The following is a 17,884-nucleotide window of genomic DNA, read 5'->3' as shown; positions in this document are numbered from 1 at the left end:
GCGTGCCCCGGCGGCCGAGTTCGGCTATCCTTCCCGTCACATATAAGAACGGAGGAGACCATGCTGACACTGCCCCTGCGCGCCCTGCTGCTGGCCGGCGCCCTGCTCTTCACCAGCGCCGCCGCGCATGCCGACATCCGTGTCGGCATCGATGTGTCCACCACCGGTCCGGCGGCCTCGATCGGCATCCCCTCCAAGAACACCGTGCTGATGTGGCCCCAAACCCTGGGCGGCCAGAAGGCGCACTACGTGATCCTGGACGACGGCAGCGACCCGGCCGCGGCGGTGCGCAACGTGCGCAAGCTGATCTCCGAGGAAAAGGTCGACGTGATCGTCGGCCCCAACATCACCCCCACCGCCATCGCCGCGCTCGACGCCGTGGCCGAGGGCGAGACCCCGATGGTGGCACTGGCCGCCTCGGCCTCCATCGTCGAGCCGCAGACCGACGCCAAGCGCCGCTGGGCCTTCAAGATGCCGCAGAACGACTCGCACATGGCGACCGTGCTGACCGAGTACATGAGCAACCATGGCGTCAGGACGGTCGGCTTTATCGGCTTTGCCGACGCCTACGGCGAGAGCTGGTGGCGCGAGTTCTCGAAGCTGGCCGAGGTGCGCAAGATCAAGGTGGTCGCCAACGAGCGCTTCTCGCGCAACGACACCTCGGTGACCGGGCAGGTGCTCAAGCTGATGGCGGCCAACCCGGACGCGATCCTGATCGCCGGTGCCGGCACGCCGTCCGTACTGCCGCAGAAGACGCTGGGCGAGCGCGGCTACAAGGGCAAGGTCTACCAGACCCACGGCATCGCCACCTGGGACTTCCTGCGCATGGGCGGCAAGGATGTGGAAGGCACGCTGTTCCCGACCGGGCCGGTGGTGGTCGCGCGCCAGCTGCCCGAGAGCCACCCGGTGCGCAAGGTGGCGCTGGACTTCGTCAACCGCTACGAAAGCAAGTACGGCGCCGACAGCGTCACGCAGTTTGCCGGCGACGCCTGGGGCGCGTGGATGCTGCTGGACGACGCCGCCCGCCGCGCGCTGAAGACCGGCACCCAGCCCGGCACGCGCGAATTCCGCGCCGCCATGCGCGACGCGCTGGAAACCACCACCAATCTCACCATCCCCAACGGCGTGATGAACCTGAACCCGAAGGACCACCAGGGCTTCGACCAGCGTTCGCGCGTGATGGGGGTGATCCGCAACGGCAAGTTCGCCTATGCGGGCGATAAGTAGCCCGCCGCATCAAGAAAGGAAGCATGGCATGAGCACCACTCTCACCCCCACCACCGTCGCCTTCATCGGCCTGGGCGCCATGGGCTCGCACATGGTCCGCCACCTGCTGGCCGCCGGCCACACCGTGCGCGCCTTCGTGCGTCGCCCGGAAGCCGCCGGGGCCGCGCGCGCACTGGGGGCGGAGCCCTTCTTCACCCCCGCCGAGGCGGCACGCGGCGCCAGCGTCGTCTTCACCAACGTGACCTCGTCCGAAGACGTGCGCGAAGTGCTGCTGGGCGAGCAGGGCGTGATCCACGGCGCCGCGCCGGGCACCATCTGCGTGGACCACAGCACCATCTCGCCGATCGTCACGCGCGAGATCGCCGCGGCGCTGGCCGCGCGCGGCATCGAGGCGCTGGACTGCCCGGTCTCGGGCGGCACCATGGGCGCCGAGGCGGGCACGCTGACCATCATGGTCGGCGGCAAGCCCGAGATGCTCGAGCGCGTGCGCCCGCTGCTGCAGCAGCTGGGCAAGACCATCACCCATATCGGCGACCACGGCGCGGGCCAGGTTGCCAAGCTGTGCAACCAGATCGCGCAGGTGGTCAATATCGAAGGCATTGCCGAGGCCATGCGTTTTGCCGCCGCGCAGAACGTCGACACCGGCCGCGTGTTCGAAGCCATGGCGACCGGCATGGCCGGCAGCCGCATGCTCGACCTGATGGGCCCCAAGATGGTGGCGCGCAACTTTGCCGCTGGCATCGAGGCGCGGCTGCACGACAAGGACTTCGGGCTGGCGCGCGATATCGCCGAAGAAATCGGCCTGGACCTGCCCGCGATGCAGGCCACCTCGGCGCAGCTGCGCGCGCTGATGGCCAATGGCTGGGGCAAGGACGACACCTCGTCGCTGCTGCGCGTGCTGGAGGGCTGACGCCCTCGCGCCCGGTGCGCGCTCAGCGCTCCATCAGCCGCAGCACCGCGCGCGTCAGGGCACCGTCCGGGCTGGCAAAGCTGTCCAGCACATTGAAGTGATGGCAGTCCGGCAGCACCAGGTCGCTCGCGGCCGGATGCGCAACCTTGGCCGGCCACGCCGCGCGGATCAGCGCGTGCTGGCGGTGGTATTCGGCGGCCTCGAGTTCCCCCACCGCGATCGCCAGCGGGGCACCGCTGGCCGGCGGCATATACGCGGGCGACAGCCGCGCGACATCGTCTTCAGAGAACCGCAGGTCGCGCTGCAGGAAGGCCGCGCGCCGCAGCGGCTCCATGTCGTACAGCCCGCTGACCGAGAGCCCGCCCTTGACCAGGTCGGCCGGCAGGTCCGCGCCCAGCTGCGGCCAGCGCGCGGCCATCAGCATCGCCACCAGGTGGCCGCCGACGGAATGCCCGGCCAGGAAAAGCTTGTCCGGATCATGGCCCAGCCGGTCCGCCTGCCGGTACAGCCAGGCGACGCTGCGCAACACCTGCCGCACGATCTCCGGCACCGTCACCGCGGGCACCAGCGTGTAGTTCACCACCGCCACCGACACTCCCAGCGCCGGCAGCGCGCTGGCAACAAAGCTGTGGTCGTGCTTGTCCAGCGCCCGGTAGTAGCCGCCGTGCACGAAGACCAGCAGCGGCGGCAGCGCCCCGTTGGCCCGCTGCGCGGGGAAGTAGTCCAGCGTCTCGCCCTGCGCATGGCGCGAGTCCTCGCCGGCATAGCTCAGGTCCGCCAGATAACGGCTGCGTGCGCGCACCCCGGCGGACCACTGCGCCCAGCGCGCCATATGCACGGCGTTGTCCGGCACATTGGCGCGGTTGTTGTATTCCCGGTCGTAGAAGCCGGGGTCCTGCGAAGGCAGGCTGGCGAGGCGCGCCAGCGAAGCTTGGTCGGTCATGGCGGTTCGGGAGTGATCGGGACGATGGGCGTGTGAGAGGCTGGGCGCCATGCTACCGGATTTGCGCGGCCCCGCGCCGGTTGTCCGACGACGGGATTTCCGGCATAATCGCCGGCTCAGCAAGGTACCGGTTCCGGTGCCCTACACCCTGCCCGGGTGGTGAAACAGGTAGACGCAGGGGACTCAAAATCCCCCGCCGCAAGGCGTGTCGGTTCGAGTCCGACCCCGGGCACCATCAGCTTCTTCCCGACTTGTTCCCAGCATTGCCTCCGTGGTGCCATCCCGGCCGCGGGTCGGCGCACGCCTCCTGGCCTCGGACGTGCCCTGCCAGCCACTTTGCCTGAGCGCCTGTCGGACGGCGCCCACTGGCGCGCCCTCGCCCGGCTTCCTATCCTATGGCATTGCCAACCCCCGTTCCCGGAGCGAACCATGAAGCGACTCGCCCTTTCCGCCCTCGCCTGTTCCGCGCTGCTGGCCGGCTGTGCCGGCGCCAATATGGAAAGCCTGACGCAGGCCGGCGGCAGCCTCTTTACCGCCGCCACGCTGTCGGACAGCAACGTCAAGATGCTGTCCGACCAGTCCTGCGCGGAAATGGACCAGAAGAACACCATCGCGCCGGCGGACAGCACCTACGCCAAGCGCCTGGCCAATGTGATGAGCGGGCTGGGCAACACCGGGCTGCCACTCAATGCCAAGGTGTATGTGACCAAGGACGTCAATGCCTGGGCCATGGCCAACGGTTGCGTGCGGGTCTACAGCGGCCTGATGGACCTGCTCAGCGACGATGAAGTGCGTGGCGTGGTGGGCCATGAAATCGGCCATGTGTCGCTGGGCCATACCAAGGCCGCGATGCAGGTGGCCTACACCACGGCTGCGGCGCGCGGGCTGCTGGGGTCGACTGGCGTGGCTTCGCTGACGGCGCTGTCGTCGTCGCAGATCGGCGCGCTCGCCGAGCAGTTCGTCAATGCGCAGTTCTCGCAGCGGCAGGAAACCGCGGCCGACGACTATTCGTTCGACCTGCTGACCAAAAACGGCGCCAACCGCCAGGCCCTGGCATCGGCGTTCCGCAAGATGTCGACCCTCGATGGCGGACAGTCGAGCATGCTCAGCTCGCACCCGGGATCGCTGGAGCGCGCCAAGCATATCGAAGCCCGCCTGGCCGGCGGGCGCTGACAGCGGCGCATTTGCCCTTGCCGCCGCACCCGTTCGGGTGAGGCGGCACCTCCCTCCCGACTGCCCCGCTTCACTTCCCTCGCGCACCGCTCCCGACACCGCTTCCACACTCGCGCCGTCATGCGCGCGGCGTGTTGACTGCGCTTAATTCGCCGACAAAAGCTTTCACTACGCTGTTCGGAAACCGGCGGGGATAATGCCTCACGCTGCATTAACGCGGTTGATGCGGTCGCGCCACTGCATGCGCGATCCGCGGCGCCAACGCTGCACCTGCCAGCTGCGGTGTGCGCGCCGCCACCGTGATTGCCGTGATCGCCATGATCACCTTCATGCCCGAAGGACACGCCGCCGCGCCATGGACATGCCCCGCCTCCGCTCGCCCCGCACCCGTAGTCCTGCGCTGCCCCGTCCTGCCCCGAATTTCCGCCACCCCCGCAATCCGATGCAACGACTCACCCAACCCGCATCACTCGCTTCAGGAGCCTTCGATGGAATGGTTGCATGAGATTTTCCAGAAGTCGCCGGAATCGGCGCTGTTCCTAGCGCTGTCGGTCGGCTACGCCATCGGCAAGATCACCTTCGGGCGCTTCCAGCTGGGCGGCGTGGCTGGCTCGCTGCTCGCCGCGGTGGTGATCAGCCAGGTCGGCGTCGAGATCGACAACGGCGTCAAGGCCGTGATGTTCGCGGTGTTCATCTACGCCGTGGGCTATGAAAGCGGCCCGCAGTTCTTCAACTCGCTGAACCGCAGCTCGCTGCGCGAGATCGCCATGGCGGTGTTCATGGCGGTGTGCGGCCTGGTCACGGTGGTGGTGCTGGCCAGGCTGTTCCACCTCGACAAGGGCCTGGCGGCTGGCCTGGCCGCCGGCGGCATGACCCAGTCGGCGATCATCGGCACCGCAGGTGACGCCATCACCAAGCTGGGCTTGCCGCCCGACCAGGTCAAGACGATGCAGGCCAATGTGGCAATCGGCTATGCCGTGACCTATGTGTTCGGCTCGCTGGGTGCGATCATCGTGTGCGTGAACATTCTGCCGCGCTTCATGAAGTCGGACCTGAAGACCGACGCCAAGAAGATGGAAGCCCAGCTCAGCGGCGGCCTGCCGCAATATGGCCCGGGCCAGCGCGGCGCGCTGCCGCGCCTGGTGGGCCGGCTGTACCGCGTGAACGATGCCTCCGGCAAGACCGTCTCGCAGCTAGAGATCGGCGGCGAGGACCTGGTGACCGTGGAGAAGGTGCAGCGCGGCGGCAAGCAGATCGAAGTCACGCAGGACCTGGTGTTGCAGCACGACGACCTGGTACTGCTGGTCGGTCGCCGCGATGCGATCGTGCCGACGGCCGCGCAGATCGGCGTGGAAGTGGCCGATGCCGACGGTATGGGCGCGGTGATGCAGTCGCGCAACGTGGTGTTCACCGCCAAGGGCATGAACAACAAGACCGTGGCCGAGATCGTCGACACTGTCGGCCGCGACATGCGCCACGGCGTGTATATCGAGCGCATCGAGCGCTTCGACCATCCGCTGCCGCTGCTGCCGGACCTCAAGCTGCAGCACGGCGACATCATCACGCTGTACGGCACCCCCGCCGACACCAAGCGTGCCGCGCAGACCGCCGGCTATGAGCTGGTGCCCAGCGAGAAGACGGACTTCGTCTACTTCGGCGCCGGGGTGCTGGTGGGCCTGCTGATCGGCCTGCTGGTGTGGCGTGTGGGCTCGATCCCGCTGACGCTCGGCGCCGGCGGCGGCGCGCTGTTGTCGGGCCTGGTGTTTGGCTGGGCGCGGTCCAAGCACAAGATGTTCGGCGCGATGCCGACCGCGGCGTGCCAGCTGCTGAAGGACTTCGGGCTGGCCGCGTTCGTGGCCATCGTCGGCATCAACTCCGGCCTGCAGGCGGTGACCACGCTGCGCCAGAGCGGGCTGACCATCTTCCTGCTGGGCGCGGTGGTGACGCTGCTGCCGCTGTTCCTGACGATGCTGTTCGGCCGCTACGTGCTGAAGTACGACAACGCCGCCGTGCTGGCTGGCGCGCTGTCAGGCTCGCGCAGTGCCAACCCGGCCTTCGGCGGCATCCTGGACAAGGCCGAAAGCCCGGTGCCGACGGTGCCGTTCGCCATCACCTACGCCCTGGCCAACGTGCTGCTAACGCTGCTGGGGCCACTGGTGGTCGGGCTCGTCTAGCGCGCGTTTCCTTCGATATCTCTCCTGCTGCGCGGGTCTTCCCTCTCCCCCCGGCCCGCCAGCCCTACCGACAAGCGTCCACACAGGAGCAAGCCATGAGCAAGTTCGATATCTCCAAGCTGTCCAGCCTCTCCCCCTTCGAGCTGAAGGACGAGCTGATCAAGCTGGCCAGCAGCGACGCGGAACGCCTGATGCTGAACGCCGGCCGCGGCAACCCCAACTTTCTCGCCACCGTGCCGCGCCACGGCTTCTGGCAACTGGGCCTGTTTGCCATGCGCGAGTCCGAGCGCTCGTTCTCCTACATGCCCGAGGGCGTGGGCGGCTTCCCGCGCCGCGAAGGCATCGAGGAACGCTTCAACCTGTTTGCGCGCGAGTTTGCCGACACCCCGGGGGTGAAGTTCCTGGCCGGCGCGGTGTCGTATGTGCGCGACCAGCTCGGCCTGAGCGCGGGAGATTTCCTCTATGAAATGTGCGAAGGCATCCTGGCCTGCAACTACCCGGTGCCGGACCGCATGCTGAAGCTGTCTGAGGTCGTGGTCGGCCAGTACATCCGCAAGGAGATGATCGGCGACCATCCGTTCATCGGCGATTTCGACCTGTTCGCGGTTGAAGGCGGCACCGCGGCGATGACCTACCTGTTCAACTCCATTCGCGAGAACCACCTGCTCAAGGCCGGCGACACCATCGCGCTGGGCATGCCGATCTTCACGCCGTATATCGAGATCCCGGAACTGAACGACTACCAGCTGGTGGAAGTGTCGGTCAATGCCGATCCCGAGTCGCACTGGCAGTATTCGAAGAAGGAGCTCGACAAGCTGCGCGACCCCAAGGTCAAGGCCTTCTTCCTGGTCAACCCGAGCAACCCGCCCTCGGTGCGCATGAGCGACGAAAGCCTGGAGTACCTGGCCTCGATCGTCAAGGAGCGCCCGGACCTGATCATCCTGACCGACGACGTCTACGGCACCTTTGCCGACAACTTCGTCTCGCTGTTCGCGATGTGCCCGAAGAATACCATCCTGGTGTACTCGTTCTCCAAGTACTTCGGCGCGACCGGCTGGCGCCTGGGCGTGATCGCCACGCACCGCGACAATATCTTCGACCTGCAGATCGGCAAGCTGCCCGACGCGCAACGCCAGCAACTGAACCAGCGCTACAGCTCGATCACCACCGAGCCGCAGAAGCTCAAGTTCATCGACCGCCTGGTGGCCGACAGCCGCACGGTGGCGCTGAACCACACGGCCGGCCTGTCGACCCCGCAGCAGGTGCAGATGGTGCTGTTCTCGCTGTTCTCGCTGATGGATACGCCGGACAACTACAAGAATGCGATGAAGCGGCTGATCCGCAGCCGCAAGGCCGCGCTGTACCGCGAGATCGGCATCGCGCCGGAAAGCGACGACCCGAATGCCGTGGACTACTACACGCTGCTCGATATCGAGCAGCTGGGCGGCAAGGCGATCGGTCCGGACTTCGTCAAATGGGTGATGAACTCGGTCGAGCCGAACGAACTGCTGTTCCAGCTGGCCGATGAGGCAGGCGTGGTGCTGCTGCCGGGCCGCGGCTTCGGCACGCGCCACCCGTCAGGGCGGGTGTCGCTGGCCAACCTGAATGAAGCTGACTACGCCAAGATCGGGCGCTCGATCCGCAAGTTGTTCGAAGCGTATGTGGAGAAGTACAACGCGGCGACGGGGAGCAAGGCCGACAAGAATGTCGTGAAAAAATAGGCCTTCGCTGGCGTGGCTCGCAGCCCGGCTTCAGGCCGGGCTTTTTTTGTTCAGTGTTGCGTTATGTCGGGGCCGAGGTGCGAGCAAACCCTCAAGCGGATCCTGCGCCCGATAACGCCGCAGCGTTTTCCAGAATCCCCAAGCGATAACCTGAGGTAAAGCGGAGATTCGATCATTTGATTAGAAGCATATTCCGGCCATTGCTATAGTTGTCTCCACTTTCCTGCGCACTGGCCATTGGCCCTGCAGCAGGCTCAAGCCGCATTCTGGTTCATGATGCTGATGCCGCTGGTCTACGGGCTCACGCGCACCCGCGGCATTCCGCTGGTGGTGATTGGCCTGCCGGTGTGCGCGGTGTTGCTGGTGGTGCATGCCCTGCTGCCGCCGCACCCGGGCATGGTGGCAGTGGCCGGAGAACTCGGCATCGAGATCGGTCGCCTGCTGCTGATCGGCCTGCCGGTCGCGCTGGTCACTGGCCTCGTGACTTTCCTGGCATCGCGGCGAGTGACCAGGCGGCCGTTCCAGATGGCAGCCGATATCGCCGCCGAAACGGGCCAGGTCACAGGCAGCGCGCCAAAGGTCCATGCGGCATCCGCCAGTCTGGGCAGCGGCGTGCCGCCAGGCGCCCGTCTCGTCGCCGGGCTGATCGCGCTGCCGATCGTGCTGATCCTGGCCGGGACGCTGGCCCAGTTGCAGTTGCCGCAAGACTTCTTCGGGCGCTCGGCGCTGATATTTCTCGGCATCCCGTACGTCGCGCTGTTGCTGGGCCTGATGCTCTGTGCCTACCTGCTTGGCATCCGTCGCGGCGCGCCGCTGGCGACGGTGTCCGAGGTGGCCGGCGCCGCCATCCCGACCGTATCGGTGGTGATCCTGATCACCGGCGCCGGCGGCGCTTTCGCCAAGATCCTGGTGTCGACCGGAATCGGCCCCGCGCTGGCGACGTCGCTGCAGTCTTCGGGTCTGCCGCTGGCCGTCCTCGCGTTCCTGCTGGCGATGCTGTTGCGCGCGGCACAGGGGCCCACCACCGTGGCGCTGATGACCACTGCCGGCATCATCGCCCCGCTGGTCAAGCAGGCATCGCTCGGCCCCAACCATCTGGCCCTGATCGGCCTGGCGATGGGAGCGGGCGGCATGGCGGTCTCCCATGTCAACGATGCGGGCTTCTGGATCGTGACCCGGATGCTGGGCCTGAGCGTCGGTGATGGACTAAGGAGCTGGACGGTGCTGACGACGCTTGCCGGTATCGCAGCCCTTGGCCTGGTCCTCTTGCTGTGGCAGTTCGTGTAAAGACCGCCTGGGTGTCTTTGCAACGGGATAAAGGAAGACCATGGATACAGTCCAGATATTCGATGAGCGCGCACGCGAGCTGCCGCTGGCGGGCGAACGGCTCGAGCAACTGGCACGCGGGGCAACCTGGAGCGAGGGGCCGGTGTGGTTGCCCGACGAAGATGCGGTGCTGTGGAGCGACATCCCCAACGACCGCATCCTGCGCTGGAGCGCCGCGGATGGCATGTCGGTCTGGCGCGCTGGCGCCGAGTTCACCAACGGCCACGCCCTGGCGGCGGACGGCTCGCTGCTGCATTGCTCGCACGGACAGCGGGCCATCGTGCGGACGCATCGCAGCGGTGCCCGCCAGGGCGAAGACGAACTGGTCGTCAGCCACTATCAGGGGCGGCGCCTGAATTCGCCCAACGACATCGTGATCAAGCGCGATGGCACCCTGTGGTTCACCGATCCGCCGTATGGGATCCTGTCGGACCGCGAAGGCCACCGGGCCGATCCCGAGCTGCGGCACAACTATGTGTTTCGCTACGATCCCGCCGTCGGTGCGCTGGAAGTCGCCAGCGACCTTATAGAAGAGCCGAACGGGCTGGCATTCTCGCCCGATGAAGACGTGCTCTATGTCTCCGATACCTCGGCGGCATTGCGCGACGATGGTCATCACCACATCATCGCCTTCGACGTCGTTGCGGGGCGGGTGCTGGCCAACCCGCGGGTCTTCGCCCTCATCGCGCCCGGACTGCCGGATGGATTTCGCGTGGACCGGCGCGGCTGGCTCTTTGCCAGCAGCGCCAGCGGCGTGCAGGTTTTCCATCCGGACGGGACGCGGCTGGCGCATATTCCCGTGCCGGAGAAGGTCGGCAACCTCACCTTCGGCGGCGCCGAGGGCAATGCCTTGTTCATCGCCGCCAGCACTTCGCTCTACCGCCTGCGGCTTGGTCAGCGCTTGGCGTGAGCTGGCAGCGCTGCGCGGCTGCCATCGTGCCGCGCCAGCGCCTTAGCGCGTTTCGACGAACTCAAGCACCGTCGCCAGCATCCCTCGCAAAGCCGGCTGCAATGCCGCCGCACGCGCCTCGTCGTAGGCGAACGGATACGTCTCGCTCATGTAGGCGACCTGCGACAGCTCGAGCTGCACCGCGTGCACGCCGTCCTGCGGCTTGCCGTATTGGCGCGTGATATAGCCGCCCTTGAAGCGCCCGTTGAGCACCGCGGTATGGCCGGCCACCGCGCCGGCCTGCTCGAGCAGCTGGTCCGCAAGCGACGCGTCGCAACTCTCGCCGTTGGCCGTGCCGAGGTTGAAGTCCGGCAGCCTGCCTTCGAAGAAGCGCGGCAGCACCGAGCGGATCGAATGCGCATCCCACAGCGCGATGGTGCCGTGCTCCGCCTTCAGGCGGGCCAGTTCCGCGGCCAGCGCCTGGTGGTACGGGCGCCAGATCGCATCGCGGCGTGCGGCGATTTCCGCATCGTCGGGGCCGTTGCCGTCGGCGTACAGCGGCGTCTTGTCGAAGGTGTCGACCGGGCACAGGCCCGTGGTGTCCTGGCCGGGATACAGGTTGGCGTTATCGGGCGGGCGGTTCAGGTCGACCACGTAGCGCGAATGCGTGGCCACCAGCACCGACGCACCCAGCTCGCGGGCGAAGCTGTAGAGGCGTTCCAGGTGCCAGTCGGTGTCGGGCACGGTGCGCGCTTCGGCCGTCAGGCGCTGCGAGACCGAAGCCGGCAGGTGCGTGCCGACGTGCGGCATCGATACCAGCAACGGGCGCGTGCCGCGATGCAGGGTGAAGGCGGGGGTATCGGTGGAGAAGGACATTGTCTTTGCGATGCAGTGGGCGTAGCCCGGTTTCAGTCGGCCAGCAGGCCGGCGCGCGCCGCGATGAACAGGCGCCCCGCATCCGCCTGCAGCGGATGCGCGCCATGCTGCACGCGGCTGCGTCCGGCGGTGCGGACATCCGCTAGTGTCTCATGACCGTGGCAGGCAAACACATGGGTGGCCAGCGCCTGCGGGCCGTCGAGGCCCGCCAGCGTCGGATGCGCGCCATCCAGCACCACGAAATCGGCCTGCTGCCCTGGCACAAGCCCCGCCACGGCGCGGCCGCTGGCACGCGTGCCACCAGCCACGGCTTCGAGATACAGCCGGTCAGCCACCTGTGCATGCGTGTCGGACGCCAGCACATTGCGCCGCTGCAGGCCGAGCCGCTGGCCGTATTCGAACAAGCGCAGCTCCTCGGCCACGCTGACGCTGGCATGGCTGTCGGAGCCGATGCCCCATGCGCCCTGCTGCGCCAGGTAGGGCGCGGCCTCGAACACGCCGTCGCCCAGGTTGGCCTCGGTGGTCGGGCAGATGCCAGCCACCGCGCCGCTGTGCGCCAGGCGCCGGCGCTCGTCCCAGTCCATATGGGTAGCGTGCACCAGGCACCAGCGCGCGTCGACCTGTACATGGTCGAACAGCCACGTCACCGGGCGCGTGCCCGACCACGCGATGCAGTCGTCGACCTCTTTCTGCTGCTCGGCGATATGGATATGGATGGGCGCCTGCGGATCGATCGCCTGCAGTCCCGCCAGTGCGTGCGCGAGGCTTTCCTCCGGCACCGCGCGCAGCGAGTGCGGTGCCAGCCCCAGCCGCGCGCCGGACTGCGCGCACGCGGGAGCCAGCCGTTCCAGCAGCCGCAGCATCGCGTCGGTGTCGTGCAGGAAGCGGCGCTGCTCGGCCAGCGGCGGCTTGCCGCCAAAGCCGGCGGTCTGGTACAGCACCGGCAGCAGCGTCATGCCGATGCCGGTGCGCTGCGCCGCGCGCAGCAGCCGCAGCGACATCTCGGCGGCATCGGCATAGGGCTTGCCGCCGGCATCGTGATGGACGTAGTGGAACTCGCACACGCTGGTGTAGCCCGCCCGCAGCATCTCGATATAAAGCTGGGTGGCAATGGCCTCCAGCGTGTCCGGCGAGAGCCGCTGCGCGAAGCGGTACATCAGCGTGCGCCAGCTCCAGAATGAATCGGCGCCAGCCGGATCGTCGCCCTGCGGGCGGCTGCGGAATTCCGTCAGGCCGGCAAAGCCGCGCTGGAACGCATGCGAGTGCAGGTTGGGCATGCCGGGCAGCACGGGACCGGCCGCATGCGGCACGCCTGCACCCGGCAGTACGCCGGTCTGCACGGTGGTGAAGCGGCCCTGCTCATCCCAGGCCAGCAGCACATCGCGCGCCCAGCCGGTTGGCAGCAGCGCAAACGGAGCGAAGAGTTGCGTGCCGCTCATGCCGAGGCTCCTTCGTGCGCATGCACACGCCCTTGCCGCACCACCGTCGCGACCGGGTTGCGGCCGAACCAGTACGCCAGCTCGGCGGGCGAATCGATGCGCCACAGCGCGAAGTCGGCCACGCGCCCCGCTTCCAGCCGCCCGTGGCGATCCGATGCGCCCAGCGCACGCGCGGCGTGCCCGGTCACGCCGGCAAGCGCTTCGGGCACGGTCAGGCGGAACAGGGTGCAGGCCATATTCATCATCAGCAGCAGCGAAGTGACCGGCGACGTGCCCGGATTGTGATCGGTCGAGATTGCCATCGGCACGCCGTACTGGCGCAGCAGCGCGATCGGCGGCAGGTTGGTGTCGCGCAGGAAATAGTAGGCGCCGGGCAGCAGCACCGCCACCGTGCCGGCCTCCGCCATCGCCGCGACGCCGGCCTCGTCGAGATGCTCGAGGTGATCGGCGGACAAGGCGCGGTGGCGAGCGGCGAGCGCGGCGCCGCCGAGGTTGCTCAGTTGCTCGGCATGCAGCTTGACGCGCACGCCATGGCGCGCCGCCGCCTCGAACACGCGCCCGGTCTGCGCAATCGAAAAGCCGATCGATTCGCAGAAGGCATCGACGGCGTCGACCAGCCCTTCGTCGGACAGTGCCGGCAGCATGGTGTTGCAGACCAGGTCGATGTAGTCATCGGCACGGCCCGCGTATTCCGGCGGCAATGCATGCGCGCCCAGGAAGGTGGTGTGGACCGAGACGCCAAAGTGCTCGCCAAGCCGGCGCGCCACGCGCAGCTGCTTGCGCTCGGCTTCAAGGTTCAGCCCGTAGCCCGACTTGATCTCGATGGCGGTGACGCCCTCGGCCAGCAGCGGCTGCAGGCGCGCGGCGGCCTGGGCAAACAGCGTGTCTTCATCTGCGGCACGCGTGGCGCGCACGGTCGAGACGATGCCGCCGCCGGCGCGCGCAATCTCTTCGTAGCCGGCGCCGGCCAGCCGCATCGCGAACTCGTCGGCGCGCTGGCCGCCGTAGACCAGGTGCGTATGGCAGTCGACCAGCCCGGGCGTGATCCATGCCCCGTGGGCATCATGGCGCGCCGCGCCGCGATAGGCGTCGGGCAGGTCCGCGGCGGCGCCCAGCCAGGCGATGCGCCCATGCTCCACCACCAGCGCGGCATCGGGGATCGCGTGCGCCGGATCGGCATCGGGCAGCAGGTGGCAGTTGTGCCAGACGCCGTCCGCGCTGGGCGCGGACGATACAGAGGGTAGCGTCATTGACCGGGCTCCGTCTCAAGGGTGACGCACAGGCACAGGGCCGCGTCGCCCACAGGTTCAAACGATGGCGTGGATGGGGGTTCCGCAGCGCCGTAGAGCGCCCCTTCGCCCGCTTGCAGCAGCAGGCCGGCATCCTGCGCCTGCCATGCGCCGCTGACGGCCAGCAGGCAGACGGCATGGCCGCCGGCGCCAGGCGCAAACCCATGCCGGAACGCCTCGGCGCGCGCGCGGCAGTGGCCGCGCCGCGTCATCACATTGAAGTCGCGCGTAACGCCGTCGATCAGCGTCGCCTGCAGGCTGGTATCGCCGGAGAAGGCGAAGGGCTCGCCGATATGTTCAAGGCGGTGGCTGAAGCTGGCGTCGTCCGCACGCAGCGTCACGCCGGCGCCCTCCAGCAGCACGATCTGGCGATCGATGCCGGGAAACGCCGAGAACGGGCCGTCCTGCCCGATATCGGCCACGCTCAGGCGCCACATGAAGTCATCCATGCCGGCGCCCGGCGGCCACACCGCGATCTCACGCGTGTTGCCGCCACCGTTCTTCCAGCGCGTGGGCGCGATCTCGGCCAGCGCGAACCGTTGAAATAGCGTCAGGCTCATGCGCCCTTCACCATCGGCAGGTTCAGGCCCTTCTCGTGCGCGCATTCGATGGCGATGTCATAGCCCGCATCCGCATGACGCATCACGCCGGTGGCCGGGTCGTTCCACAGCACGCGCTCGATGCGCCGGGCCGCGGCATCGGTGCCGTCGCACACGATCACCACGCCCGAATGCTGCGAGAAGCCCATGCCGACGCCGCCGCCATGGTGCAGGCTGACCCAGGTGGCACCGCCCGCGGTGTTCAGCAGCGCGTTGAGCAGCGGCCAGTCCGACACCGCATCCGAGCCGTCGCGCATGGCCTCGGTCTCGCGGTTGGGTGAAGCCACCGAGCCGCAGTCCAGGTGATCGCGGCCGATCACCACCGGCGCCTTCAGCTCGCCAGACTTGACCATCTCGTTGAAGGCCAGGCCGGCGCGGTGGCGTTCGTCCAGACCCACCCAGCAGATGCGCGCGGGCAGGCCCTGGAAGGCGATGCGGTCGTGCGCCATGTCGAGCCAGCGGTGCAGGTGCTTGTCCTCGGGGAACAGCTCCTTCATCTTGGCATCGGTCTTGTAGATATCCTCCGGATCGCCCGACAGCGCGACCCAGCGGAACGGGCCCTTGCCGCGGCAGAACAGCGGACGGATATAGGCCGGCACGAAGCCCGGGAAATCAAAGGCGTTCTTCACGCCCTCGTCGAACGCGACCTGGCGGATATTGTTGCCATAGTCGACCGTCGGCACGCCCATCTTCTGGAAGTCGAGCATGGCCTGGACGTGCTTGACGATGGACGGGCGCGCGGCGGCTTCCACCGACTTGGGATCCTGCGTGCGCGCCGCTTCCCATTGGTCGACAGTCCAACCGGCCGGCAGGTAGCCGTTGACCAGGTCGTGCGCCGAGGTCTGGTCGGTGACGATGTCCGGGCGCATGCCGCCGGCCTGCGCGCGCTTGACCAGCTCCGGCAGGATCTCGGCGGCGTTGCCGAGCAGGCCGACCGAGATCGCTTCCTTCTTCTGCGTGGCCTCGGCGATCATCGCCAGCGCCTCGTCGAGCGTGGTGGCCTTCTTGTCGACATAACGCGTGCGCAGGCGGAAATCGATGCGCGACTCCTGGCACTCGATCGCCAGCACGCAGGCGCCGGCCAGCACGCCCGCCAGCGGCTGCGCGCCGCCCATGCCGCCCAGGCCCGCGGTCAGGATCCACTTGCCCGACAGGTCGCCGTTGTAGTGCTGGCGGCCGGCCTCGACAAAGGTCTCGTAGGTGCCCTGCACGATGCCCTGCGTGCCGATGTAGATCCACGAGCCCGCGGTCATCTGGCCGTACATCATCAGGCCGGCGCGGTCCAGCTCGTTGAACTTGTCCCAGTTGGCCCAGTGCGGCACCAGGTTGGAGTTGGCGATCAGCACGCGCGGCGCATCGGCATGGGTGCGGAACACGCCCACCGGCTTGCCCGACTGCACCAGCAGCGACTCGTCCTCACCCAGGCGGCGCAGGCTGTCCAGGATGGCGTCGAAGCACTCCCAGTTGCGCGCCGCCTTGCCAATGCCACCGTAGACCACCAGGTCCTGCGGGCGCTCGGCCACGTCCGGGTCGAGGTTGTTCTGGATCATGCGGTAGGCGGCTTCGATCAGCCAGTTCTTGCAGTGCAGCTGGCTGCCGCGTGGCGCGCGGATTTCGCGCTGGCCGCGCTGGATGAATTGGTTTTCGTTGGCGTTCATGTCTTGTTCTCCTGCTGCGGGTCTGGTCTGGCAGTGTCGGCGCGGGGCGCGTTACGACAGGTTGGTCGGCAGGATCGCGCGCACGGCATCGGGCCAGCCCGCGCCCGCATCGCCCTGCACCACCCATTGCTTCATCGCTTCGATATCCGGTGCCAGGTAGCGGTCCTCTTCGACAAAGGCCACGCGCGCACGGATGCGGGCGAGTTCCTGCTCCACCAGCGGCGACGACTTCAGCGGGCGGTGGAACTCGATGCCCTGCGCCGCGGCCATGGCCTCGATGCCGACCACCACCGCGGTGTTGGCGGCCATCTCGCCCAGGCGGCGCGCACCGTAGGTGGCCATCGACACATGGTCTTCCTGGTTGGCCGAGGTCGGCAGGCTGTCGACGCTGGACGGATGCGCCAGCGCCTTGTTCTCGGAGGCCAGCGCGGCCGCGGTCACCTGCGCGATCATGAAGCCCGAGTTCAGGCCGCCATCGCGCACCAGGAACGGCGGCAGGCCCGACAGCCCGGTATCGAGCAGCAGCGCCAGGCGGCGTTCGGAAATCGCGCCGATCTCGGCAATCGCCAGCGCGATGATGTCGGCGGCAAAGGCCACCGGCTCGGCGTGGAAGTTGCCGCCCGAGACCACGTCGCCCTGCGCGGAGAACACCAGCGGGTTGTCCGAGGCGGCGTTGGACTCGATCTGCAGGATGCGCGCGGCGTGCTGCAGGTTGTCCAGGCACGCGCCCATCACCTGCGGCTGGCAGCGGATCGAGTATGGGTCCTGCACGCGGCCGCAGGTCTTGTGCGAGTCGACGATCTCGCTGCCGTCCAGCATCGCGCGCACTGAGCCGGCCACGGCGATCTGGCCGGCCTGGCCGCGCGCCTCATGGATGCGGGCGTCGAACGGCTTGACCGAGCCCTTGATCGCTTCCAGCGACAGCGCGCCCGCCACCAGCCCGGCGGCAAAGGCGTCTTCGGCGGCGAACAGGCCGGCCAGCGCCAGCGCGGTCGACACCTGGGTGCCGTTGAGCAGCGCCAGGCCTTCCTTGGGGCCCAGCTCGAAGGCCTGCAGGCCGGCGTGCGCCAGGCCCTCGGCGGCAGGCACGCGCTTGCCGTCGACCAGCACGTCGCCCACGCCGATCAGCGTGCACGACATATGCGCCAGCGGCGCCAGGTCGCCCGAGGCGCCCACCGACCCCTTGGCCGGGATGCACGGCGTCACGCCGTGGTTGGCCAGCGCCAGCAGCGCCTCGATCAGTTCCGGCCGCACGCCCGAATGGCCGCGCGCCAGGCTCACGGCCTTGATCGCCAGGATCAGGCGCACGGTGTCTTCGGCCAGGTCCGGGCCGGTGCCGACGCTGTGCGACAGCACCAGGTTGCGCTGCAGCTGGGCCAGCTTGTCGTGCGGGATGCGGCTCTGCGCCAGCTTGCCGAAGCCGGTGTTGATGCCGTAGACCACGGCGTCGGCGTCGATGATGTCCTGCACCGTGGCCTGCGCGGCGCGCACGCCGGCCCAGGCCGATTCGGCCATGGCCAGGCGCACCTCGCCGCGGTAGATGCGGCGCAGGTCGGCCAGGGTGACTTGGCCCGGCTGCAAGGTCAGCAGCGGGCGGGAAGCTTGGTCGTCGTGTTGGCTGGCGCTCATTTGTATGTTCCTGTCTATACAGCTTAGAGTA

At 68.1% G+C, this 17,884-nt stretch carries 14 protein-coding genes and 1 tRNA gene; 8 read left to right on the top strand and 7 right to left on the bottom strand.

The window, feature by feature from the left end; genetic code table 11:
• The first annotated feature begins 60 nt into the window (after positions 1-60).
• Together AC3WVS_RS17545 and AC3WVS_RS17540 are read left to right on the top strand one after the other, a co-directional pair.
• A complete protein-coding gene (locus AC3WVS_RS17545; protein WP_492319686.1) occupies positions 61-1,227 on the top strand; it encodes an ABC transporter substrate-binding protein in 1,167 nt (388 codons plus the stop codon).
• Complete coding sequence (locus AC3WVS_RS17540; protein WP_492319685.1) at positions 1,211-2,137, top strand: NAD(P)-dependent oxidoreductase; 927 nt, start codon at positions 1,211-1,213, stop codon at positions 2,135-2,137. The genes AC3WVS_RS17545 and AC3WVS_RS17540 overlap by 17 nt, the downstream gene beginning before the upstream one ends.
• A 22-nt stretch (positions 2,138-2,159) precedes the next feature.
• On the opposite strand, the gene AC3WVS_RS17535 is transcribed toward AC3WVS_RS17540, so the two are convergent.
• Positions 2,160-3,080, bottom strand: coding sequence for an alpha/beta hydrolase (locus AC3WVS_RS17535; protein WP_492319684.1), 921 nt, complete (start codon positions 3,078-3,080; stop codon positions 2,160-2,162).
• Between the two features lie 150 nt (positions 3,081-3,230).
• Here AC3WVS_RS17535 and AC3WVS_RS17530 point away from each other — a divergent pair.
• The 6 genes from AC3WVS_RS17530 (at position 3,231) to AC3WVS_RS17505 (ending at position 10,384) form a co-directional block, all read left to right on the top strand.
• Positions 3,231-3,315: transfer RNA gene (locus AC3WVS_RS17530), tRNA-Leu, on the top strand.
• Between the two features lie 194 nt (positions 3,316-3,509).
• On the top strand, positions 3,510-4,253 hold the full coding sequence (loiP, locus tag AC3WVS_RS17525; protein WP_010814953.1) for a metalloprotease LoiP: 744 nt from the start codon (positions 3,510-3,512) through the stop codon (positions 4,251-4,253).
• Positions 4,254-4,741: 488 nt separating this feature from the next.
• Positions 4,742-6,427, top strand: coding sequence for an aspartate-alanine antiporter (gene aspT / locus AC3WVS_RS17520; RefSeq protein WP_492319683.1), 1,686 nt, complete (start codon positions 4,742-4,744; stop codon positions 6,425-6,427).
• Positions 6,428-6,522: 95 nt separating this feature from the next.
• A complete protein-coding gene (locus tag AC3WVS_RS17515) occupies positions 6,523-8,148 on the top strand; it encodes a bifunctional aspartate transaminase/aspartate 4-decarboxylase (RefSeq protein WP_492319682.1) in 1,626 nt (541 codons plus the stop codon).
• A gap of 273 nt (positions 8,149-8,421) precedes the next feature.
• On the top strand, positions 8,422-9,435 hold the full coding sequence (locus AC3WVS_RS17510) for a GntT/GntP/DsdX family permease (RefSeq protein ID WP_492319681.1): 1,014 nt from the start codon (positions 8,422-8,424) through the stop codon (positions 9,433-9,435).
• Positions 9,436-9,475: 40 nt separating this feature from the next.
• Positions 9,476-10,384, top strand: coding sequence for an SMP-30/gluconolactonase/LRE family protein (locus AC3WVS_RS17505; RefSeq protein WP_492319680.1), 909 nt, complete (start codon positions 9,476-9,478; stop codon positions 10,382-10,384).
• Positions 10,385-10,426: 42 nt separating this feature from the next.
• Here AC3WVS_RS17505 and hutG read toward each other — a convergent pair whose 3' ends face one another.
• From hutG to hutH, 6 genes are read right to left on the bottom strand one after another with little or no spacing between them, the layout of a single operon-like run.
• Positions 10,427-11,239, bottom strand: coding sequence for an N-formylglutamate deformylase (gene hutG, locus AC3WVS_RS17500; protein ID WP_492319679.1), 813 nt, complete (start codon positions 11,237-11,239; stop codon positions 10,427-10,429).
• A gap of 32 nt (positions 11,240-11,271) precedes the next feature.
• Positions 11,272-12,678, bottom strand: a complete 1,407-nt coding sequence (locus tag AC3WVS_RS17495; protein ID WP_492319678.1) for a formimidoylglutamate deiminase — start codon at positions 12,676-12,678, stop codon at positions 11,272-11,274.
• Entirely contained in the window at positions 12,675-13,928 is a 1,254-nt protein-coding gene (hutI, locus tag AC3WVS_RS17490; protein WP_492319677.1) for an imidazolonepropionase, read from the bottom strand. The genes AC3WVS_RS17495 and hutI overlap by 4 nt, the downstream gene beginning before the upstream one ends.
• Positions 13,925-14,527, bottom strand: a complete 603-nt coding sequence (locus AC3WVS_RS17485) for a HutD/Ves family protein (RefSeq protein WP_492319676.1) — start codon at positions 14,525-14,527, stop codon at positions 13,925-13,927. The genes hutI and AC3WVS_RS17485 overlap by 4 nt, the downstream gene beginning before the upstream one ends.
• A complete protein-coding gene (gene hutU / locus AC3WVS_RS17480; protein WP_492319675.1) occupies positions 14,524-16,224 on the bottom strand; it encodes a urocanate hydratase in 1,701 nt (566 codons plus the stop codon). Before hutU ends, AC3WVS_RS17485 begins: the two co-directional genes overlap by 4 nt.
• Positions 16,225-16,275: 51 nt before the next feature.
• On the bottom strand, positions 16,276-17,853 hold the full coding sequence (gene hutH / locus AC3WVS_RS17475; RefSeq protein WP_492319674.1) for a histidine ammonia-lyase: 1,578 nt from the start codon (positions 17,851-17,853) through the stop codon (positions 16,276-16,278).
• Between the last annotated feature and the right edge of the window lie 31 nt (positions 17,854-17,884).

The organism is Cupriavidus sp. CPT47-8839-RL05A, assembly GCF_058792255.1.
This window is presented reverse-complemented; position numbering and strand designations above follow the sequence as displayed.